At 71.7% G+C, this 22,007-nt stretch carries 16 protein-coding genes; 7 read left to right on the top strand and 9 right to left on the bottom strand.

The window, feature by feature from the left end:
* Positions 1-44 precede the first annotated feature (44 nt).
* Genes WMF44_RS19190 through WMF44_RS19180 form a run of 3 tightly spaced genes read right to left on the bottom strand, consistent with a single transcriptional unit; the run spans position 45 to position 5,452 of the window.
* A complete protein-coding gene (locus WMF44_RS19190; RefSeq protein WP_437300571.1) occupies positions 45-2,795 on the bottom strand; it encodes a sensor histidine kinase in 2,751 nt (916 codons plus the stop codon).
* 9 nt (positions 2,796-2,804) lie between these two features.
* Positions 2,805-4,976 (bottom strand): ATPase domain-containing protein, encoded by a 2,172-nt coding sequence (locus tag WMF44_RS19185; RefSeq protein ID WP_437300570.1) that lies wholly within the window; start codon positions 4,974-4,976, stop codon positions 2,805-2,807.
* The gene (locus WMF44_RS19180) at positions 4,973-5,452 is read right to left on the bottom strand and encodes a hypothetical protein (protein ID WP_437300569.1); all 480 of its coding nucleotides are present in this window, start codon (positions 5,450-5,452) and stop codon (positions 4,973-4,975) included. The genes WMF44_RS19185 and WMF44_RS19180 overlap by 4 nt, the downstream gene beginning before the upstream one ends.
* A 177-nt stretch (positions 5,453-5,629) precedes the next feature.
* Here WMF44_RS19180 and WMF44_RS19175 point away from each other — a divergent pair, with 177 nt between their 5' ends.
* The 7 genes from WMF44_RS19175 to WMF44_RS19145 all read left to right on the top strand — a co-directional run bounded on the left by WMF44_RS19175 (position 5,630) and on the right by WMF44_RS19145 (position 15,365).
* Complete coding sequence (locus WMF44_RS19175) at positions 5,630-5,938, top strand: hypothetical protein (protein WP_437300568.1); 309 nt, start codon at positions 5,630-5,632, stop codon at positions 5,936-5,938.
* An 832-nt stretch (positions 5,939-6,770) separates the two neighbouring features.
* Positions 6,771-7,745 carry an alpha/beta fold hydrolase gene (locus tag WMF44_RS19170; protein ID WP_437300567.1) on the top strand — a complete coding sequence of 325 codons (975 nt, stop codon included), beginning with the start codon at positions 6,771-6,773 and terminating at the stop codon, positions 7,743-7,745.
* 69 nt (positions 7,746-7,814) lie between these two features.
* Positions 7,815-8,876 (top strand): hypothetical protein, encoded by a 1,062-nt coding sequence (locus tag WMF44_RS19165; protein WP_437300566.1) that lies wholly within the window; start codon positions 7,815-7,817, stop codon positions 8,874-8,876.
* Positions 8,873-9,889, top strand: a complete 1,017-nt coding sequence (locus WMF44_RS19160) for a zinc ribbon domain-containing protein (protein WP_437300565.1) — start codon at positions 8,873-8,875, stop codon at positions 9,887-9,889. Before WMF44_RS19165 ends, WMF44_RS19160 begins: the two co-directional genes overlap by 4 nt.
* Positions 9,890-10,100: 211 nt before the next feature.
* Positions 10,101-10,631, top strand: coding sequence for a pyridoxamine 5'-phosphate oxidase family protein (locus WMF44_RS19155; RefSeq protein WP_437300564.1), 531 nt, complete (start codon positions 10,101-10,103; stop codon positions 10,629-10,631).
* Positions 10,632-10,778: 147 nt separating this feature from the next.
* Positions 10,779-11,876 (top strand): AI-2E family transporter, encoded by a 1,098-nt coding sequence (locus WMF44_RS19150; protein WP_437300563.1) that lies wholly within the window; start codon positions 10,779-10,781, stop codon positions 11,874-11,876.
* Between the two features lie 45 nt (positions 11,877-11,921).
* Positions 11,922-15,365 carry an ATP-binding protein gene (locus tag WMF44_RS19145; protein WP_437300562.1) on the top strand — a complete coding sequence of 1,148 codons (3,444 nt, stop codon included), beginning with the start codon at positions 11,922-11,924 and terminating at the stop codon, positions 15,363-15,365.
* Here WMF44_RS19145 and WMF44_RS19140 read toward each other — a convergent pair.
* The 6 genes from WMF44_RS19140 to WMF44_RS19115 form a co-directional block, all read right to left on the bottom strand.
* Positions 15,317-16,081, bottom strand: coding sequence for a hypothetical protein (locus tag WMF44_RS19140; RefSeq protein WP_437300561.1), 765 nt, complete (start codon positions 16,079-16,081; stop codon positions 15,317-15,319). The two genes, WMF44_RS19145 and WMF44_RS19140, sit on opposite strands and share 49 nt — an antisense overlap.
* Positions 16,082-16,208: 127 nt before the next feature.
* Complete coding sequence (locus WMF44_RS19135) at positions 16,209-17,081, bottom strand: DNA-formamidopyrimidine glycosylase family protein (protein WP_437300560.1); 873 nt, start codon at positions 17,079-17,081, stop codon at positions 16,209-16,211.
* A 172-nt stretch (positions 17,082-17,253) separates the two neighbouring features.
* A complete protein-coding gene (locus WMF44_RS19130) occupies positions 17,254-17,631 on the bottom strand; it encodes a hypothetical protein (protein ID WP_437300559.1) in 378 nt (125 codons plus the stop codon).
* A gap of 171 nt (positions 17,632-17,802) precedes the next feature.
* Positions 17,803-19,404 (bottom strand): PAS domain-containing protein, encoded by a 1,602-nt coding sequence (locus WMF44_RS19125; protein WP_437300558.1) that lies wholly within the window; start codon positions 19,402-19,404, stop codon positions 17,803-17,805.
* Positions 19,405-19,609: 205 nt separating this feature from the next.
* Complete coding sequence (locus WMF44_RS19120; protein ID WP_437300557.1) at positions 19,610-20,782, bottom strand: PAS domain-containing protein; 1,173 nt, start codon at positions 20,780-20,782, stop codon at positions 19,610-19,612.
* Positions 20,783-20,955: 173 nt separating this feature from the next.
* Positions 20,956-21,888 (bottom strand): AraC family transcriptional regulator, encoded by a 933-nt coding sequence (locus WMF44_RS19115; protein WP_437300556.1) that lies wholly within the window; start codon positions 21,886-21,888, stop codon positions 20,956-20,958.
* Between the last annotated feature and the right edge of the window lie 119 nt (positions 21,889-22,007).

The following is a 22,007-nucleotide window of genomic DNA, read 5'->3' as shown; positions in this document are numbered from 1 at the left end:
CCGCTCGCTACTACGCGCAGGCTGGGGGCGCGGGACGACGTTCTCTAGCGGCTCCCTCCGGCGGCGGCTCCCTCCGGCCGGGCGAGGGGGAGCGTGAAGAACAACGTGGCGCCAGCGCCGAGCTGACTCTCCGCCCAGATCCTCCCGCCGAGGGCCTCCACGAAGCCCTTCGCGATGGTGAGCCCCAGCCCGGTCCCCAGACGCGCGGTCTCCGACACCTGCCAGAAACGATCGAAGATGTGAGGGAGCTCGTCGGCGTGGATCCCCGCCCCCGTGTCCGTCACGGCGAAGAGCGCCTCGTCGCCGCGTGGCTCCGCTCGGACCGTGATGGCCCCTCCCTCCGCGGTGAACTTGATCGCGTTGCCGATCAGGTTCGCGAAGACCTGGAGGACCCTCTCGCGATCGCAGCGCACCTCGAAGTCGCCCCCGCCGCGGATCTCGCCCTCGAGCACCAGGTGCTTCTGCGCCGCCAGCGCCCGCTCCATCTCGATCGCGTCGTGGACGAGCGCGCCCGCCGCGTGCATCCGCTTCTCCACCGACAGCCGGCCCGCCTCGATGGCGGCGACGTCGAGCAGATCACCGATGATCCGGAGCATCCGCTGCGCGGCGAGGAGAATGACCTCGGCCTTCCTCCTGTCGTGCGCTCCCGCCTCGTCGGCCGGCAATGTCCGCATGAGGAGAGCCGCGGCCGTCAAGATGGCGCTCAACGGATTCTTGAGATCGTGAGAGACGATGGCGAGGAAATCGTCCCGCGTGCGAATGGCGCGCTGCGCGTGCTGGTACAGGCGCGCATTCTCCACGGCCGTGGCGGCCCGGCGCGCCACCTCCTCGGCCACCACCAGATCGGCGGCGGAGTAGCGGCGGCTCGGCTCCGCCGTCACGAACGTGAGCGTGCCGATCGTCCGCCCGCGGGCCACGAGCGGCACCACCATCACCGCTCCCGAGCCTCCTGCGCGGAGAGACCCTCGATGGCCCGGATCGTGGGCGGCGGCCCCCACGGCAGACTCGGTGATTTCAGGGATGAGGAGCGGCTCGCCGTTCCGCAGCACCCGCGCCTGCGGGGTCTCCCAGCCCGGCCGCTGGGCGAAATCCCCCATCCGCTCGGCCAGCCGTTGCTTCGCGGGATCGGCGGACGTCGGCGCGAGGCGCTCGACACGGCCATTCTCGTCGACCAGGTCGACGAAGTAGAGATCGGCCAGGGCGTGCACCGACAGGCGCGCCACCGAGGAGACCGTCTCCGCGTAGTCGAGCGAGGAGGCGAGGACCGCGCTGACCTCCGCGAACAATCGCTGCACCTGCTCGGCTCGCTTCACCTCCATGATATCCCGGAAGACGAGCACCGCCCCCGAGACCTGCCCTGCTCGCTGCAGAGGGGCGAACGTGCAGCTGACGTGCAAGGCCGCTCGGTCCCGGCGTGAAACCACGTCCTCGTCGCTCCGGACCGGCTCGCCCGTGTGGATCGTTCGCAGCGCGGGGTGATCCTCGTCAGGTATGGACGTCCCATCCGCGCGTCGAAACCGGACGACCTCCTGGACGCGCCGCCCCACGACCTCCTCCGTCGTCCAGCCGAGCAAGCGCTCGGCCGCGGGGTTGAAGAAGGTGATCCGCCCTTCGCGATCCATCGCGATCACGCCCTCGCCGATGCTGCCGGTCACCGCCCGCGTGAACTCGAGCTGCTCACGGACCCTCGCCTCCACCTCCTTCGCGGGGGTGACGTCCATCGAGACACCTTGAAGCCGAGGCGCGCCGGCGCTGTCCTTCACCAGGTGCATGCCGGTGTGGAGCCAGAGCACGCGACCGTCCGCCGTCCGGCAGCGATGGTCGCAGCGCTGGTCCCGCTCGGCGGCCAGCGTCCTCCGGAGCGCCCGCTCGAGCTCGCAGCGATCGTCCGGCTCGGCGCAGCGGCTCCAGAAGTCGGGCTCCGCGAGCCACCGCGCGCGCGGATAGCCGAGGAGCTCCTCGGCCCGCGCGCTCACGTACAGGACCTGGAGCGTGCGCGCGTCGGCCTCCCAGACGAACGCTCGAGCGAGGTTGTCCACCAGCGCCTCGTAGCGCTGCCGCAGCGCCTCGGCGAGCGCCCGCTGCTCGTCGGCCTCGGCCTGCCTCCGCTGGGCCGCTGCACGCGCCTCCTCCGCGACCGCCTGCTTGGCGTCGATGATCGCCTGGCGATCGAGCGCGATCGCGAGCTGGTTGACCGCCGCGTTCATGAACACGAGATCCGGCTCCTCCAGACGGGCGGCGCCCTCGATCTGGAGAGCGCCGAAGATCGGCCCGCGGTCGATGACGAGAGGGAGGACGAGGAAGCACCCGCGCTCCTCTGCCTCGGCCCGCGGGGCCCCGGCAGGCTGTCCGGAGGGCGCGCTCGCCGCGGCCGGCCCGCCGTCCGGATCGGCCGGCCGCGCGGCCTCCGAGCCGGTGAGGTAAGCGTACGAGGTCGCGGCACGGGATCTCGCTGCCTGGAGTCGATCGGCGCCGACACCTTCGGCGCTCCAGACGATGGTCTTGACCCCGGGGCGACCCGGGACTCCCAGGAGGACGAGCGCGGTGCGGAGGGGGAGCGCCCGCGCGAGGGTCGCGAGGACCGACGGGACGGTCCGCTCGGCGCCCTCGAAGCGCGTGAGCTGCTTGCTGATCTCGTAGAGGTACAGGACGCGAGGGTACGCGCGCTCGAGGCCTCCGGCGGCCGGAGCCTCGCCGCCGCGCCGCGCCGGCTCCTGCTCGCCGCGCGCGTCGTCGCTCCTCGCCTCTCTCTGGTGCGCTCTCGGCGGTTCCTTCTTCCGGCGGCCGGTGCTCATCCCCGCCTCCTATTTCGTCGTTCGCCTCCGGCGCTCGGTGTTCTTCGCCGCCAGAGGGGCACCCAGGTCAGCGCGCCGCCCGATCCGGGCGCCGCCCTTCCCCACGGTGAAGTGGTAGGCGCCGAAATCGTGCTCGCTGCCGCGCGTCTTCACGACCATGAGGGTCGGCCTGATCTCGCCCGGCATGGGCGTGTACCGGAGCACGACGAGGTTGTCGGCCACCGGAGAGAACCTGCGGTCGGTGACGGTCTCGCTGGAGTACATCACGCTCGACTCGAGCGTGAGCAGGGTGGTCACGCCGAGCGCCTTGAACCGCGTGATCAGCGCGTAGAGGAGCTGCCGCAGCTCGTCGTCCGGGATGCCCTCGGCCGCGAGGTGGCTCACGCTGTCGAGGACGAATCGACGCGTCTTCTGCGTGCGGATCTTGTCGGTCAGGAGCGAGAGGAGCTGGCTCGGGCGGACGCGCTCCCGCGAGAGGTAGATGACCTCGGCGAGCCCCTTCTCGATCGCCTCTTGGAGCGGCAGCCCCAGCGCCTCCGCGGTCCTGATGAGCTGCGCGGGCCCCTCCTCGAGGGCGAGGTAGAGCCCCGGCTCTCCGCGGCGGCAGCCTTCGAGGAGGAACTGCAGCGACAGGGTGCTCTTCCCGATGCCCGCGCTCCCGGAGAGGAGGGTGACGCTGCGCTCGAGCAGCCCTCCGCCGAGCAGCCCGTCGAGCCCGGGCACGCCGGAGGGCAGGCGCCGCGCCGTGTCCAGGGGGGGCGGCGGCTCGCCGAACGCCGCCTCCGCGTTGTAACGGGGATAGACGATGAGCCCGCCCGGGCCGATGTGGATGCTGTGCCGGCCCCTGAGGTGGGCGGTGTTCCTGAGCTTGTAGATCTCGATGTAGCGCTGGCGCTCGAGCCCTTCCTCCGTCGAGGAGAGGAGGATGACCCCGTCGACCACGGTCTCCTCGACGCCGAAGCGGCTGATCTGGTTGGTGCCGTAGGGGATGTCGGTGGCGAGGAAGCCGACCGCCTGCGCGTTGTGGATGACGCTGGCGAGCTGGAAGATCTTCTCTCGGTCTACCTGCGGGTCCTTGACCTTGTGCAGGAAGACCGAGACCGAATCGACGACCACACGCCGCGCCTTCATGCCGAGGATCCGCTCGCTGAGCATGAGCAGGTGCCCCTCCACCAGGATGTCGGGCTGCGGGATGAAGACGATCTCGACCATCCCGCGCTCGATCTCGGCGTCGAGGTCCCAGCCGAGGCCACGGGCGGTGGCGCGCAGCCGCGCGTCGCTCTCCTCGAAGGAGAAGAATATCCCCTTCTCGCCGGCCTTCGCGCCGCGGTAGATGAACTCGAGCGAGAGCACCGTCTTGCCGGTCCCCGCCACGCCGGCGATGAGGAGGCTGGAGCCGCGCGGGATCCCGTCTCCGAGGAGCTCGTCGAGCCTCGAGATGCCCGTCCGGAGGCGCGGCTCCTTGCCCTCGACGGCCGCCCGGTGGATGGTGAGGCGGGGCGCGAACACGTCGATGCCGGCCCGCGTGATGGCGAACGAGTGCTCCTCGCGGCTGTGGTCGGTGCCGCGCATCTTGACGATCTGGATGACCCGCCGCTGCTCGCCGGACTCCTGGCGCTGGTTGATCATGATCAGCCCGTCGACGATCGAGAACAGCGGGTTGGTCTCGATGTCGCCGTGCCCGAACTCTCCGAGGAAGAAGGTGGTGGTCTCCCACGCCATGAGGTTGATCGCGAGCTCGTAGCCGAACTTCCGGAGCTCTTCCTTGGACTTGGCGAGGTCGTCGAAGACCTTGAAGCTGTCGATGACGACCATGGACGGCTTGACCTTTTTGACGTGATCCATGACGAGCCGAAAGGCGCCGTCGAGGCCCTTCGTCCGGAGGATGGCGCCGAGGTCGACGAACTGGATTCCCCCGTCGATCTTCCCGGCGTCGAAGAAGTCGAACTGATTCAGGTAGCGCAGCGTCTTCGCGGTCGGCTCCGAGAGCGTGCTGAAGTAGAGGACCCGGGTCCTGGCCGAGGCGTTGTGGAAGCAGATCTGCTGGGTGAGGATCGTCTTGCCCGCGCCCGGCGGGCCGGCGACGACGACGATCGACCCCTTCGGCAGCCCCCCCCCGAACAGCCCATCCAGGTTTCGCACCCCCGTCTCGATGCGCGCGATGGCCGTCTTCTTCGTCATGGCTCCACTTCCTCGCCGTCCTCGCCCTCGGAGATCCCGGGCGCGCTCTCCGACGCTCTCTCGATCCCACCCCCCTCCCCCTGCGCGACCTTCGAGAGCTCCGCGTGGAGCGCCGGCGTGAGGATCTCCGCCGTCAGGTTTCCGAGGACCGTGAGGAACTCCACCAGGATAAACCGGAGCCCCTCCTCGATCTGGTCGCGGCGCACGCCCCCGGCGCGCTCGTGGAGCTCCACGCAGCAGATCCCGCCCGACTCCATCCTGAGCGACGAGAGGACCGGGGATCGCTCGGAGGCATAGTAGAGAACGCGATCCACGATGGCGCCGAGCGTGACCTCCCCGAGGGTGACGTGGGCGCGCCACCACAGGGCGTTGAACGCTCGTTCGAAGAGCTGGATGAGGCGGTCGGGCGGCGCGCCCCGAGCTGCCCGATCCATCCAGGCGTCCACGCAGGCGCTGTGCTCGTTCGCGTCACGCATGGGCGCTACGTCGCCTCGACGGTCGCCAGGGAAGAGCAATGTTCATGCCGGTGCCGCATCGCGCGCTCGATCAGGGGGTCGCGCGCGGGCAGCGTCGCCATGGCGCTCGCGCTTCAGGCCGGACGGTCGCGGCGTTTGCGCTCGGGACGCTCGCCGGATCCGCCGACGGTGCGAGCTGTGCCGGCCCTTCAGCGCGGCGCGGTCGCGGGCTCGAGTCCGCGCTCGATCGCCGGGCGACTCCCCGCCGAGCGCGTGGAGCGCGCCGTCCGCGGTGCGCTGCGCCGCACGCAACGAGATGCCCGCCGACCTCCGCGCGGCGCGGAGATCGTCGACCAGATCCCGCACGCGATGGATGTCCTGCGCGCTTCCGGCGGAGGCGCGGAGCGCGATGATGGATTCGAGCCCCTCGAGGACGTGACGGACGACGCGGCGCGCGGAGGTCGCCGCGTCAGCCGCCTCGCGCAGCATCGCCCGCGCATCCTGTGAATTTCTCTCGAGGTCTCGCATCTCGTCATCTCGTGCAGTTCGCGAGGGGAAGGGCCGCTCGGTCCATCGCGATGCCGCTGCGGGAGGGCTCGCGGAGCGAGCCTCTTCGCGCTCCACGCCCGCTCGCGGCTCGACCTTGCGCGGCCTGACACCGCGGGGTTCAGGCTGGCACAGCGGCGGCCCCACGTCTCTCGTTATCGCCCGGTGGCGGCGCCTTGTGCCGATTCGGGCACGGGAGACGGTCGAGCGCTGCATGGAACTCCTCTTCTTTTTTCTTGCCCCGTCCTCCGGGACGAGGGGCGCCGCCGCGGCGGTCGAGCGCGAGGCTGGCCCCCGAGGAGCGCGGCGGGCTGGCCTTGCTGACCGTTCGACGGCGGCGTCGATGAGCAGCCGCACCTGGGCGGCCGCCTGTGCGCTTGGCGCGTCGCGCGGAGCGGCACATCCAATGACGGCGCCAGCGACACCGGCAATGAGCGCGAACACAATGCAGCCACGAATTGCAATCGCGCCTCTCGCTACGATGCGCAGCCTGGGGGCGCAGGCTGGCAAATCGCATCATGGTGATGCCCTCCGGGGATCACCATGATGCGCCCAGCACGGCGTACGCCGGCGCTGCAAAACCCACATCGGACGCGAAGCTCGCTTCGCGGCACCCCCTCCCCCGAGCTTCCCATCCCAGCTGTGCAATCTGGACAGACGCGGCACTTCGTGCGAACTCTTGATGAAGAACATGTCGGTCACGTGTCGCAGCCATGTTCGCGTCCTTTCTGCTGGCGAGGTCCACTGGCAAGAGTGGACCCCCTCCCGGAACGGCGGAGCGGACCAGCGCCCCGTGGTCCTGGTACACGGCCTGTCCGATAGCTGTCGGACCTGGAACCGCCTCGCCCCCGCGCTCGCGGCGGCGGGGCGCCGGGTCGTCGCGCTCGATCTGCCCGGCCATGGCGACTCGGCTCGGCCCGACGCGCCCTATACGGTCGCGTGGTATGCGGGCGTGGTCGCTGAATGGATCCGTGCCCTCCGGCTCGGCGATTTCGATCTGGTGGGGCACTCGTACGGCGGCAGCATTGCAATGTGCGTGGCCACCGAGCGGCCAGGGCGCATCCACCGCGTCGGGCTGGTCGCCGCGGGCGGCATCGGCACCGAGGTCGCGCTGCCGCTGCGCCTCGCCGCGGTGACGGGGCTGATCGAGCTGGCCGCGCCGGTGCTCATGGGCGTCGGCACGCACGCGGGGGTGCTGGTGCTCGGCGGCGATTTCAACGCGGAAGAGCGCAGGCACCTCGCCAGGATGAACGCGCGGCCCGGCACGGCGCGCGCCCTGTCGCGCACGCTCCGCCACGCGATCGATCTGCGCGGCCAGCGCCATCACCTCATGGACATCGCTCATCGGCTCCCGGAGATACCGCCGCTCGCCGTCTACTGGGGCGAGCGCGACCAGGTGATCCCGGCGCGCCACGCGGCGGATATCGACCGCTACATCGAAGGCGCGGCCGTGCGGCGCTTCGCCAAGGCGGGGCACTACCCGCACCGGGAAGCGGTGCGCGATCTCGCCCCCGATCTCCTCCGCTTCCTCGACGAGCCGCGGCCCGCGCCGCGCCTGCGCGCCGGGGCGCGCGCCCCGCGCGCATCCGCCGCGGCGGCCCGCTCACCGCAGGCAAGCGCCCGCTGGCAGCCCTGGCCGGACGCCGCGGTCAGGCGCTGGGCGCGGAGCCCGCTGTCTCCGCTGATGCGGCAGACACCGCAGCAAGACACCGGCGACTCGGCATCTCCCGCCGACCTCGGGAGCCGCCCGCCGCCCGTTCCCTGTTGACGGCGCGCGGCGCGTTCTCGGTGACGCCGCGCACGCCTCTCCTGTCGACGCCACGCCACCCCTTCCCTGTTGACGCCGCGCCCCCCGGTGCGGTTCTCTCGGGCGCCGGTGCAACTCGAATGTGAGACCTGCGGCGCCTCGCTGCGCGTCGAAGCGGACCAGAGGACCGCGGTGTGCCCCTACTGCGCGTCGCCCTCGGTGGTGGAGCGGCCGCCCTCCCAGGATCGGCCGTCGCCGCACTTCGTCGTCGGGTTCACCACGACCCGGGAGAGCGCGCAGGGCGCTGTCAAGGCGTGGCTGGGAAAGCGGAGCTTCTTCGTGCAGTCCAGCGTCAAGACGGCGACGATCGACGCGATCCGCGGCGTCTACACGCCCGCCTACCTGTACTCGGCGATGGCGCAGACGCGCTACGCGGCGCAGATCGGCGAGGACTACCAGCAAACCGAGACGTACACGACGACCGACGACAAGGGGAACAGCGTCACCCGGACGCGCGTCGTCACGAGGACCGAGCACCGGCACCTCGAAGGCCAGCACGCGACCTACGTCATGGACGTGCTCGTCGTGGCGTCTCGCGCCGTCCCGAACGCCGAGCTCGAGGCGATCGAGCCGTTCGACCTCCGCACGATGCGGCGCTACACGCCCGCGGTGCTCAGCGGCTGGATCGCCGAGGAGCCGACGATGACCCAGGCCGAGTGCTACGGCCTCGCGCGGCGGGAGGCGCTGGAGAAGATCGGCCGCGACCTCTCGGGCTTCATGCCCGGGGACAGCCACCACGGCCTGACGCACGAGACGCACCTCGACCGCGAGACGCTCGAGCTGCTCTATGTGCCCCTCTGGGTGCTCGCCATCCGGCACGACCCGCAGAAGCCGCCCTTCCGGGTCCTCATCAACGGCCAGACCGGCGCGATCCACGGCAAGGCCCCCCTCTCCTGGATCAAGATCGCCCTCGCCGTCGTGCTCGTGATCGCGCTGATCGCAGCGCCGTTCGTCCTCGCCGCGGCGCGCGACCGGGGCCGCGATCCGACCGAGCGACGCGGCGCCGCGAGGCCGCCCGCCGCCGCCCCCGCGCCGACCGAGCGCGTCCGCCCCGGCGAGAGCAGGCCCGCACCGACCGGAGGGGCGCGATGAGCGTGAACATGGACGTCGCCTCGGCCACCACGAGCGCCACGGGGCCGTGCTGCGCGCGCTGCCAGGGGCCGCTGGAGGCGGGGGACCTGCGCTGCGCCGTCTGCGGCCTCGCCGCGCCGCAGGGCCGCGCCCCGGCCCCGCAGGCGGTGCAGGTGCTGCGGTGCACCGAGTGCGGCGCCGCGGTCTCGTACTCGGCCGAGGCGCAGGCGCCGAAGTGCCGCTTCTGCGGCGCCGTCACGCGGATCGAGCAGCCGGTCGACCCGATCGATCAGGCCGACTGGCTGCTCCCGTTCGGGGTGCCCCCCGATCAGGCCGATCAGGCGCTGCGGCGGTGGATGTCGACGCTCGGCTTCTTCCGGCCGTCGGATCTCTCGCGCGCGGCGACGGTCGAGGGGCTGCGCCCGATCTGGTGGGCGGGCTGGCTCGTCAGCGCGGACGCCGTGGTGAGCTGGACGGCGGACTCGAACGCGGGCGCCCGGCTGAGCAGCTGGGCCCCGCACGCCGGACAGACGCAGCTGCCGTTCCGCAACCTGCTCCTGTCCGCCTCACGCGGGCTCTCGCTCGACGAGGCCCGGGAGCTCGCGCCGTACTTCCGGCTCGACCTGGCGGTGCCCGCCGCGCACCGGACACAGCAGCAGCTCGGACCGCCCGACGCGGTGCTGGAGCAGTTCGACGCGCAGCGCTCGGCGGCGCGCAAGATCGTCAGCGAGCGGATCGCCGCCAGCGCGGAGGACGCCCTGACGCGAGGCGTGATCCCGGGGTCCACGTTCCGCAACGTGCACGTGGCGGTGCTCTTGCACGCGCTCGAGACGCGCCGGCTGGCGCTGCCATCGTATGTGCTCGCTTACCGCTACAAGGGACGCAGCTACCGCGCCGTCGTCCACGGCCAGGACGCGAGCCACGTCACAGGCACGGCGCCCATCGCGTGGGGCAAGGTGGCGCTGGTGGTCGCCGGCGCGCTCGCGCTCATCGTGCTCGTGATCGGGGCGCTCGTGCTCGCCCGCGCAGCGTAGCTCCGCCCGCCCTCGGTCCTCTCCCCCTCCTCCTCCCCGCTCCCCCAGCTCCAGCGCTGCGCGGGCGCGGCGGGCCGCGCCAGACGCTGTGGCGGAATGCCTCGAGCGCACGCTCGGTGCGGCACGGCAGAGCCATGATCCGCGCCCTCCACCGCGCGCCCCGGCCATGGTCCGGATCTGGCACTGAGGCCGGAGCTCGATGGAGGAAACCATGGAAACTGGATCGCGGGAGAAGCTGCTGGAGATCCTCAAGAAGTTCCGGACTGCCATGCTCGTCACGCACGCCAGCCACGGGGCGCTGCGGGCGCGTCCGATGGCGCTCATGAAGGTCGACAGCGACACCGGGGACGTCTGGTTCATGACGAGCATCGACTCGGGCAAGGTCGATGAGATCGAGTCGCAGCCGGAGGTGAATGTGACCCTCCAGGAGGGGCGCCGCTTCCTGTCGCTGTCGGGCAGCGCCTCGATCGTGCGGAGTCGGACGAAGATCGAGGCGCTGTGGTCGGAGCAGGCGAAGGTGTTCTTCCCGCAGGGCAAGGACGATCCCTCCCTCGCGCTCATCCACGTGAGCCCGCGCGAGGGCGAGTACTGGGACAACGAAGGCGCGGCCGGGCTCAGGTTCCTCGTCGAGGCCGTCAAGGCGTACGTCACCGGGACGACGCCGAAGACCGACGCCGCCCAGCACGGCTCGGTGCCGCTGAACGGCGGGCAAGCCGGCGATGCCCGGGTGTCCGCGCGATAGCGATCCACGCCGTCGCGCCGCGGATCGGGGCGGGACGGAGCGTGGCGCATCCCTTGCTCCTCGCGGGACTGCGTCACCTCCGCTCCACCGGAGCGGAGGTGACGCGAGAACCCGTCAGCAGCGAGGTTGGGCATGGGGATCTTCACGATGTCTCGTCGAGCTCAGAGGGTCGTGGTCGCGGCGGCGGCGGTCGTCGTCATCGTCGGGCTGCGCCACGCCGAGCCGTTCCTCGTGCCGGTGCTGTTCGGCGTCGCGCTCGCGGCGATCTCGTCGCCCATCGCGACCTGGGTGACCCGCCGCGGGCTGCCCGCGGCCCTCGGGGCGCTCGCCGCGCTCGTCGTCGATCTGGCGATCCTGGTCTTCGTCGGGGCGGTGGTCACCATCGCCGGGGTGGAGCTGGAGGAGAAGGTGCCGGTCTACCTGGTCCGGATGTCCTCGATGACCGAGGCGCTCGCCATGACGCTCACGGAGCGCGGCCTCCCGGTGAACCCGGAGCTCCTCTCGCGCACGCTGCACACGGCGTCCCTCGTCCCCCTCCTCGGCGGGGCCGCGGTCACGGTCGCCAGCGCGGCGTCGAGCCTCGGGGTGGTGCTCCTCGTCGTGTTCTTCGCGCTCTGCGAGGGCGCCGGCGCGGGCGCGAAGGTGCGGCGGCTGCTCTCGACCCCCGCGCGCGGCCTCGAGCACGTCGATCGCATCGTGCGGGAGGTGAAGAAGTACCTCGTGGTGAAGACGCTGACGAGCCTGCTCGTCGCCGTCCTCGCCTATGTGCTCCTGGTCCTCCTCGGCGTGGACCTGGCGCTCCTTTTGGCGTCGAGCCTGTTCGTCCTGCACTTCATCCCCAACATCGGCGCGGCTGTCGCGACGATCCCGGCCGTGCTCGCCGCGCTGGCCAGCCAGGGCCCCGGCACCGCGGCCCTCGTGGCCATCGGGTACCTCCTGATCAACCTGCTGGTGGGCAACGTGCTCGAGCCGCGCGTGCTCGGACGGACCCTCGGCCTGTCACCGCTCGCCGTCCTGATAGGCATGCTCTTCTGGGGCTGGCTCTGGGGGCCGGCGGGAGCGCTGCTGTCGGTGCCCATCATGATGGTCGCGAAGATCACGCTGGAGAACGTGGAGGGACTGTCGTGGGTCGCGCGCATCATGGAGCCCGCGCCGGAGGAGCCAGAGACAGCGCCCGTCAGCGGCGAGCCGGCGCCAAGCTCGCTGCTGCGGCCGAGCGTCGCGGGGGCGCGACGATCCGGGTAGCGATGGGTGATGTCAGGCACCAGGTCTTCTCTTGAAGATCTGGCCATGACCACGAGCCTCATCACGCGCAGAGCGTCGCATCAGCGATCGGAGAGCGAGCAGGCGCCGCCAGCGAGCCCCGATTTCCGCGCGATCTTCGAGGGGATCCCGGGAAACTACGTCGTGCTCCGTCCAGACTTCACCATCGTCGCCGCGAGCGACGCCTTTCTCCGGGCCGCGAACACGCGGCGCGAGGAGCTCCTGGGTCGCAATGCCTTCGATGCCTTCCCCGACAACCCGGACGATCTGCACGCGACCGGCACGACGAACCTGCGCGCCTCGTTCGAGCGGGTGATCCAGACGGGCGCCCCGGACAGCATGGCCGTGCAGAAATACGATATCCCGCGCCCCGAAGCGGAGGGAGGCGGCTTCGAGGAACGGTACTGGAGCCCCTTGAACTCGCCCCTCCTGGGGCCGGATGGCAAGGTCGCGTACATCATCCACCGCGTCGAGGACGTCACCGAGTTCGTCCGCCTGAAGCAGCGCGGGATCGAGCAGTGCCGGCGCACCGAGGAGCTGAAGACGCGGGCGGAGCGGGTCGAGGCCGAGGTCTTCCTCCGGGCGCAGGAGATCCAGCGCGCGAACGAGCAGCTCCGCGTGGCGAACGAGCAGCTCAGCCGGCTCGACGAGCTCAAGACGAGGTTCTTCTCGAACGTGAGCCACGAGTTCCGGACGCCGCTCACGCTCATGCTCTGCCCGATCGACGAGCTCCTGACCGGCGCGCCCGGCGACCTCACCGGCAAGCAGCGCGAGCTCGTCGAGCTCGCGCGCCGCCACGCGCGGCGGCTCCTCAAGCTCGTGAACACCCTGCTCGACTTCGCCCGGATCGAGGACGCCCGGATGAAGATGGTCTACGAGGCGCTCGACCTCTCGGCGCTGACCGCGGAGGTGGCGAACGCGTTCCGCGGGGCCATGCAGCGGGCGGGGCTCCGGCTCGTGATGGACTGCCCGCCGCTTCCGGAGCGCATCTACGTCGATCGCGAGATGTGGGAGAAGATCGTCCTCAACCTGGTCTCGAATGCGTTCAAGTTCACGTTCGAGGGCGAGATCGCGATCTCGCTCCGGTGGGGCGGCGAACACGTGCTCCTCGAGGTCCGCGATACGGGGACGGGGATCCCCGCCGACGAGCTCCCCCGGATCTTCGAGCGCTTCCACCGGGTGCACGCGGCGCGCGGGCGGAGCCACGAGGGCTCCGGCATCGGCCTCGCGCTCGTGCGGGAGCTCGTCCGGTTCCACATGGGCGACGTCCAGGCGACGAGCGAGGTCGGTCGTGGCAGCACGTTCACCGTCCGCATCCCCGCCGGATCCGCGCACGTGCCTGCGGAGCGCATCGGCGCCGAGCGGGAGCTCGGCATGACGGCCGTGACGGTCCAGGCGTTCGTGGAGGAAGCGTCGCAGTGGATCTCCGGGCCCGCGCCGCCGGCGGAGCTGCCGCTCGGGCCACCGGCAAGCGCGGGAGACGCGCGCCCGGCGGAGGGCCCGGCCGGCCACGTCCTGCTCGTCGAGGACAACCCCGACATGCGGAGCTACCTCCGGGAGATCCTCGCGGCGCGGTGGACCGTCGAGGCCGTCGAGGACGGCGAGGCGGCGCTCTGCGCCGCGCGCGCGCGCGCGCCCGATCTCGTGCTCACCGACGTCATGATGCCCGGGCTCGACGGGTTCGGCCTCCTCCAGGCGCTGCGCGCCGATCCGACGACGCGGCTCGTCCCCGTGGTGCTCCTCTCGGCCCGATCCGGGGAAGCGTCGCGCGTGCACGGCGTCGAGGCGGGCGCGGACGATTACCTCGTCAAGCCGTTCTCGGTCCGCGAGCTGCTCGCGCGGGTCGGCGGGCGCATCGAGATCGCCAGGCTGCGCCGCCAGGTCGACGAGGACGTCGAGCGCCTCCGCGAGAGCGAGCAGCGCTTCCGCTCCCTCGCCGACTGCGCCCCTATGATGATCTGGATGTCCGGGCCCTCCGGCGGGTGCGAGTACGTCAACACGACGTGGCTGCGCTTCACGGGGCGCTCCCTCGACGAGGAGCTGGGGGACGGCTGGCTCGACGCGGTCCACCCGGACGATCGCCCGCTCGTCGCGAGCGCGTGCGCCGAATCGATCGAGACGCACGAGCCGTTCACGCTGGAGTGCCAGATGCTCCGCCGGGACGGCGAGAGCCGGTGGGTCGTGACGCAGGGCGCCCCGCGCTTCGGCGCCGCCGGGACGTTCCTGGGGTTCGTCGGCTCGTCCCTGGACATCACCGAGCGAAAGCGCGTCGAGGACGCGCTGGCCGACGCGGATCGCCGGAAGGACGAGTTCCTTGCCATGCTGGGGCACGAGCTGCGCAACCCGATGGCGCCGATCTGCGTGGCCGTGGAGCTCCTCCGGCGGCGGAGCCGCGGCGGGCCGCCGGACAAGCACGTCGAGGTGATCGCGCGGCAAACGAGGACCTTGATGCGCCTCGTGGACGATCTGCTCGACGTGTCGCGCATCACCCGGAGGAAGATCGAGCTCCGCAAGGAGCGGATCGACGTCAAGGCCGCCGTGGCGCGCGCCGTGGAGTCGACGCGCGAGCCGATCGAGGCGCGGCGGCACCAGATCCGGCTCGCGCTGCCGGCGGCCGCCGTCCACGTCCTCGGGGACGCCGTCCGCCTCGAGCAGATCCTCGTCAACCTGCTCACCAACGCGTGCAAGTACACCGACCCCGGGGGCCACATCGGGGTGACGGTCGCGCAGCGCGGCGACCAGGTGGAGCTGCGCGTCCGCGACGATGGGATCGGGATCGCGAGGGAGGTGCTGCCCCATGTCTTCGACCTGTTCCATCAGGCGGATCGCAGCCTCGATCGGGCGCCCGGCGGCCTCGGAATCGGGCTGACCATCGTCCGCGATCTCGTCGCCCTCCATGGCGGGAGCATCGAAGCGACGAGCCCGGGGCCAGGGCAAGGCAGCGAGTTCATCGTGCGTCTCCCCGTTGCGGCGGAGGAGCGCCTACCCGCCGCGGCCGCCGGGGCGACGGCCGCGCCCTCGAAGGACGCAGAGCAGCCGTCTCCGGCGGCGAGGAAGCTCCGCGTCCTCATCGTCGAGGACAACGTGGACGCGGCGAGCACCCTCGCCGACGCGTTGCTGGCCCTCGGGCAAGAGGTGTGGATCGCCGATGACGGCCCGCGCGCGTTGAAGGCCGCGGCGGAGCATCGGCCCGATCTCGTGCTCCTCGACATCGGGCTCCCTGGGATGGACGGCTACGAGGTGGCGCGGCGCCTGAGAGAGGCTGAGCTGTGCTCGGGCGCGCTCATCGCGCTCACCGGGTACGGGCAGGCGTCGGATCGCCGCCGCGCCGAGGCGGCAGGGTTCGACGCCCACTTCGTCAAGCCGATGTCGCTGGATGCGCTCGCCGGGATCGTCGACGCTGCCGCGGCGTCTGGAGCGCGTCAGGGCGCCGCGGACGGCGCCGGCGCGAGCCCGAAGACGCGCTCGTGACGGGCGCTCACGTGGCAACCCATGCACGAGGCGACCCGGCCGGCGGAGGTCACCTCGCCCGCGGGCGTGACCGTGCCGTAGACCCAGCCCGCGTCGGTGCCGGGCGTGTCCGGCGCGACCTTGAGCACCACGTAGGCGCCGGCGAGGCGCGACGCGCGGTAGACGCGATCGCCGTCGCGCAGGAGGGGATCGAAGTGGTCCGCGGCGTCCGGCGGCGTGGCGCCGGCGCCCGGGAGGGCGGCCGCCGCGCCGTCCTCCACCAGCTCGGGGACAAAGCTCTCCTTGACCAGGACCTGCCCGACCGGCTGGGCGACGGGCGCCTGCCCATCGACGAGCGGATAGCGATCGCGGTGCTTGGCGAACACCGAGTAGAGCTTGCGGGCGTGGCCGCCGTCCTCGGCGGCGCTCATGCGGACGCGGCCGGGCAGCGGCATCCGGCACAGCCAGGGCGCCCAGCGGAGCTCGTCGTCGACGCGCCCCCAGGGCTTGTAGTCGCGAAAGGCGGCGGCGATGAGCGGGGCGAGGCGGGGGTCGATCTCGGCCTCGGCGGTGCCCGTCTCGGGCGGCGAGCCCGGCGCATCCGCCGAGGCCGAGGAGGAGGAGACGGGGGCCGGAGGGGGCGTTGCGCTCCCGGCGTCGTCCGGGGTGACGGGCTCGTCCAGGGCGTGGCTGCACCCGGGCGCGAGCGCGAGGAGCAGGAGCAGGGTGAGGCGCATGGAGCGGATCGTACGATCGGAGCGCCGGAAAGGTCTGCCGGGCAGCACGGTTGCGCGCGCCGCGCGATCACCGGGGGTGTGCTGGCGTTCGCGCGCGCGCCGCAGCGCGGCCCGACGGCGGCCGTGGTCATGGCGCGGACGGAGCAGGCCCGGCCGGCGGCGCGGCGCGGGTCGGCTGGCAGCGAGGACAGAAGTAAGTCGACCGCATCATCGTCCCTTGCCGGCGCATCTGGATCGCGGCGCCGCAGTCGTAGCAGGCGTACCCCTCGCGGCCGTACACGCTGACTGGCCTCCTGCGGTCTCCGCCGGCGCGCGTCGTGCGTGTGGTCATGTAATGTGCGGTCGGCCCACGGTACGCGCTGGCGGCGTCCCGCGGCTCGACGTTGGCTTGCAGGAGGCGGCGGCCGACGTCGAGCATCGCGGAGAGCTCCTCGTCGGAGTACGCCCGGACCGGGGCGAAGGGGTCGAGCCGCGTCCGGAAGAGGAGCTCGCTCTTGTAGATGTTGCCGATGCCTGCGACGACCCGCTGGTCCATGACGGCGACGCCGAGCGGCGCCTCGTCGAGGGCGCGCAGGCGGCGGAGCGCCTCGGCGGCGTCGAAGGCGCCGCCGAGCAGATCCGGGCCCAGGCCGCCGAGGAGGCGATCGCCGCGCAGGGCGCTCGCGCGGAGCAGGCGCGCGACGGGCGCGCGGAAGCAGACGGCGACGTAGCCCGGGACCGCGAGGATGGCCGACGCCGTCGCCTCGGACCGCCTCCAGCGCTCGCCCTCGCGGTAGAGGTGCCAGGCCCCGCTCATGCGCAGGTGCGTGTGGAGGACGGTCCCCTCGTCGAAGAAGATCAGGAGGTTCTTGCCGCGCGCCTCCACGCGCTCGACGCGGCGGCCGACGAGCCGGCGGCACGGCTGGTCGCTCCGGGGCAGCTCCAGCGCGACGACGGGCGCGCCCGTGAGCGCGGGGCCGAGGGCGGCGGCGATGCGGAAGAGGGTGTCGCCTTCAGGCATGAGCGGTGTCCGGAGGCTCTGGTGCGGACCGGCCGGATCGCAAGGGGCACGAGCGGAAGGGTCAGGCCCTCACCGCATCGCCAGCCTCGTCTCGCGCTCGTCCGAACATGGTTGCTCCCTTCCTCGGTCCGCGGCAGTCGAGCGTCGCGACCCTGGAGAACCCCTCGATGCCTCACCCGACCTGGTGCCCCGTCGTCCTGCTGGCAGCGTCGCTCTGCGCGTGCGCCGCGCCTGCGCCCGCGCGCGTCGACCGAGCGCCGACCGAGCGCCCGATCGCCGTACCCATCGCGCCCGCGGCGCCGCCCGTCGCTCCGGACGCCCCGCCCGACGCGGCCTCGCCGCCGGAGGTCGAGATCCGAGGCCGCCAGATCCTCCTGGACGGCCGGCTCGTCGGCGACGCGAAGAGCATCGTCGAGATCGGCCGGCTGACCAAGATCGATGAGCTGTTCGTGCAGCTGGACGCGCGCCGCGCCCGCGAGAGCGACCGCGGCGCGCCCGCGCAGGGCGAGATCGCCGTCGTGGCGGACGAAGCGGTCGCCTGGATCGTCATCGAGAGCGTCTCCCGGACGGCGGCCTTCGCGGGCTACCCGGTGGCGCTGCTGCGCACCGGCGCGGGCGGGCTCCGTTTCCGCGCGCCCGTGCCCGGATCTCCGGGTGAAGACGCCTCGGAGCCGCCGTGGCCCGAGATCGCCGTCGATGTCCGCGGACGGCTCCGCCGCGCTCAGGCCCTTCGATCCGCGCGCGGGCTGATCACATACCCCTTCCGCGCCAGCGCGTGCCGGAACCCGGCTTGCAGGTCCCGGTGCGTCGCGAGCTTGCCGAGCTCGATGCCGAGCTCGATCACGGTGCGGGCGATGCTGGGCGAGGCGCCGACGACGCTGCACTCGGCCCCGAGGAGCCCCGCGGCGCGCGTGGCCTGGAGCAGGTGGTTGGCCACCGCGGTGTCGACCGACGTGACGCCGGTGATGTCGATGATGACGAACTCGGCCTGGTGCCGCTCGACCGCGGCGACGAGCGACTCCACGAGCTGGGCGCCGCGCGCGCTGTCCATCTGGCCGACGAGCGGGACGACGAGGATGCCCGGGTGGATGGGGATGCTCGGCGTCGAGAGCTCCTGGATGAGCTCCATCAGCCGCCGCTGGGTCTCCAGGAGGATCGACTCCTGGCGCTGCGCGTCCTCGATCTTCTTGCGCTCGGTGATGTCCTCGACGAGCCCGAGGAGATAACGGCCCTTGCCCACGGCGTCCTCCATGGGGACGAACCGGGCGCGGCCGATGCGGTCGCCAAAGCGCGCCGAGGGGACGCGGAGCTCCGGGACCTCGACCGGCACGCCCCCCGCGAGCACGGCGCGGCTCTCGGCGTCGATCTTCGCGGCCAGCGCCGGCGGCAACAAGTCGCTGGCGCACAAGCCGATCAGCTCTCCTGGCGCGTGGCCATGGAACTCCTCGAAAGCCTTGTTCACCCGTACATAGCGGAGCTCCGCCGCATCCTTGACGAAGAGCATCAGCGGGAGGTGCTCGACGATGCTGTCGAGGAGGAGGCGCGCGTTCTCGAGCGACGCCTCCGTCGCCCTGCGCTCGGTGACGTCGTCGTAGACCACGGCGGCGCACCGATCTCCCACGGCGAACGACCACGTCGTCATGACGCGCGTGCCCTCTTCCCAGGGGACGATCACCTCGCTCTCGTCCGTCCCGCCGCAGCGGATCAGCTCCGCCAGGCGCTGCGGAATGCCGATCTGCCGGAGGCTGGGGACGCTCTCGTCCATGGTCCGGCCCAGCATCGCCGCGGTGGGCCTGCTGGCGATCCGCTCGGCGGCGCGGTTCATGTAGACGTACCGGAGCGACCGGTCATCCTCCGGGTCGTCGAGGGTGATGAACGTGCAGCCGAGGTGCATGGACTCGACCACCTGCGCGCACCGGCGCTGGTGCTCCCGGACGCTGCGTTCGCCTCCATCGATGAGGCGGAGCAGGGCGCCGCGGCCGCCGCCGATCGTGCAGGCGAGCCCGCGGAGCATCCACCGCGGCGCGCCGCGGCCCTCGTCCGGGAGGTCGATCTCGGCGCGATCGACCTCGCCCGAGAGGATCGCCTGGATCCGGGCGACGTCGGCGGCCGCGGGCGCCAGCGACAGGAGCACGCGATCGCCCTCCGGCGTCAGCGGCAGGCTCGGCGCCCCGAGCCCCGAGAGGAGGCGATCGAGCTGCTCGTTCTTGCACAGGACGCTGCCCCGCGCGTCGATGACGAGCGCGGGGTCGTCCAGGGCCTCGATCAGGAGACGTGGATCGATGTGAAGAGTCTCTGCGCGATCTTCGGCCGTCGTGTGCACGCACCCACCCCGTGAGCCCGATGCGAGGGCCCATCGCGGCCCCCGCTGCTGGAACGTCACAACCGGCCGCATCATCGCTCCGTTCTCGCGCTTCTGCACCCTCCGGGTGAGCACATCCGCCGAAAAAAGGGCGACAGCGTCGCACCGGAGGCGTCTTCCGGCGCCGGTGCGAAGCCCGAGCGGCGCTGGGGCCGCGCGTGGACCGTCAGCTGGCCGTCACGCTGGCGCGGTTTTCCCGAGGCGGCTGCGGCGCCATGCGCCGGATACAGTAGCTCAGGGCAGCCCGCAGATCGCGCTGCGTCGAGATCGTCGAGAGATCGAGCCCCAGCGCGACCATCGTCTGCGCGACGTTCGGCTTGATGCCGGCGACGATGCCTTCGGCGCCGAGCAGGCGGATCGCCGCCACGAGCTCGATGAGGTGGCTCGCCACCTTCGTGTCCACCATGTCGACCCCGGTCAGATCGAGGATCGCGAAATGGGCTTGTTTCTCCGTGATGCGCGCGAGCAGCGCATCCATCACCTCGGCCGTCCGCATGCTGTCGACCACGCCGATCATGGGGAGCGTCAGCACGCCGTTCCACACCTCGATGATCGGCGTGGAGAGGTTGCGGATCACCTCCTGCTGCTTCTCGATCTGAGAGAGCCTGGCCCGCAGCTCTTCCTGCGCGCGCTTCACCGCGGTGACGTCGAGCGAGAACCCGAGCACCGCGTCGACCTCGTCGCGCTCGTTGAGCACGGGGACAACCCAGCTCTCCCAGTGGACGCCGTGCGCCGTGTTGTGGTCATGGGCCATCGCGCCGGCGAGCGCTCTCCGCAGGACGATGCGGTCTTTCTCGGGATAGAGCTCGAGCAGGTTCTTCCCGAGGAGCGCGCCCCTCGCGAGCCCGGCGGCGTCGAGCCCCTTGCCGTCGTGGTAGATGACGGTCCCCTCGGTGTCGATCGCCCAGAGGACGACCTGGAGGTTGTCTGCCAGACCGTCGAGGAGCCGCTCCTTGAGGCTCGGCTCTGCCGGGCTGCGCTCGCCGTCGGCGTCGGCCTGCCGCAGCGACCCGTGGATCGTGCCCCCTTCGGGCGCCCGGCTCGCGTTGCACCTCAGACGCCGGTAAGCGCCCTGGGCGTCCATCAGGCGCACATCGACCTGCACCGGCTCTGTTTGCTCCTTCAGCCGGCTCCACGCAGCGGCGAAGTCGGCGCGATCCTCCGCATGGACGAGCGCCGAGAGCGAATTGCCATGCGTTATCCCGGCCCCCAGCGCCTGACGGAGCGCGCCGCTCGCGTGAAGCACATCCCCATCGATCCCCGCGATGAAGAGCATCTCTGGACAGGACGCGAAAAATGTGTGCAGCAGCGCCGAAGAGGCGTCCATTTCGTTCGCCATCGTCTCCCTCCCGTTTATGTCCCCCTCAGACAAGATGGCTTGTATCAGAAGCGCATCGCTGTTGAGAAGCCGCGCTCGCGACCGGATGACGTTGGTGCGATGGGCAACGGATCATGCAGCTCCGGGGCTGCTCGGCGCGCGTCACCCGCGCCGCGCTCCGGTGATCGCTGCGGTCAGCGGCGCGGCCGCACCTTGAACCAGAGCTCGAGGTCCACGCGGCCGTCCTTCGGCTCGTCCGTGACGTAGCGCTCATAGGAGGTGAAGTCGTCGGGCGCGAGGCTGCTCTCCCTGAACCAGCACGAATAGATGCTGCGATACGCCTCTGGGATCCCGGACACCTCGCCGGCATAGCGGAAGACGGCGTAGCGGCCCTCGCTCATCCGGCCGCGGAAGAGCGGGGGCGGCAGCGGGACGGCCTCCGGACAGGGCACGCAGGCGTGGTATCGGCACAGCTCGGGGGCGGTGATCTGCGGGCTGTCGTGCGGTATTCCCCAGGCATCCACGGCGTCTTCGCAGAGCCCGAGCTGCCGGGCGGCGGCGATGAGGTCCGACCAGAGGTGCTCGAGGGCCGGGACGTCGTACCCGCCCGGGCTGGCGAGGCACGCGAAGTCGAGCCCGCTCGTGGTCTCGAAGCGGACCCGCCCGCTCCACGCCGCCGCCTCGCGGCGCCGCTCGTCGACCCCGCGCTCGGGCGGGAGTGTATAGAGCTCTTCCGGCCGAAAGTCCTTTCCGTAGAGCGACGTCAGCTTCCCGATCGCGACGGGGAGGCCGCGCTCCGGGCTCCGCACCTGCGACGGGCTGCAGCCGAAGTGCGCCGCGAACGCCTTCGAGAAGTTCGATGCGGACGAGTACCCGGACGAGAGCGCCACATCCATGACGCTGCGGTCCGGCTCGTACGCGAGCCGCAGCGCCGACTGCTCGAGCCGCCTCCGGGTGATGAACCGCCCGATCGGCTCGCCGACCGCCGCGTGGAAGACCCGGTGGAAATGGAACTCGCTGAGGCGCGCCGCGCGCGCGACGTCCGCGACCGTGATGGGCCGCTCGAGGTTCGCGGCGATGAAGCGGAGCGCGCGCTCGATCTCGGGCCGGTGGGCGGACTCCGTCACGACGACCTCCGCGAGGCGGCCCCGGCGAGGGCGAGCGGCGTGCCCGGTGCGCGCGGGCCTTCGAGTCGCATGCCCGCATTCTAGAACGGCTCCGGCCGGAGAGGCGCTCTCCGGCGCTC

Origin of the sequence: Sorangium sp. So ce426, assembly GCF_051475585.1 — a bacterium.
GTDB lineage: Bacteria > Myxococcota_A > Polyangia > Polyangiales > Polyangiaceae > Sorangium > Sorangium cellulosum_B.
The sequence above is the reverse complement of the archived record's forward strand: the minus strand, read 5'-3'. Positions and strand labels throughout refer to the sequence as shown.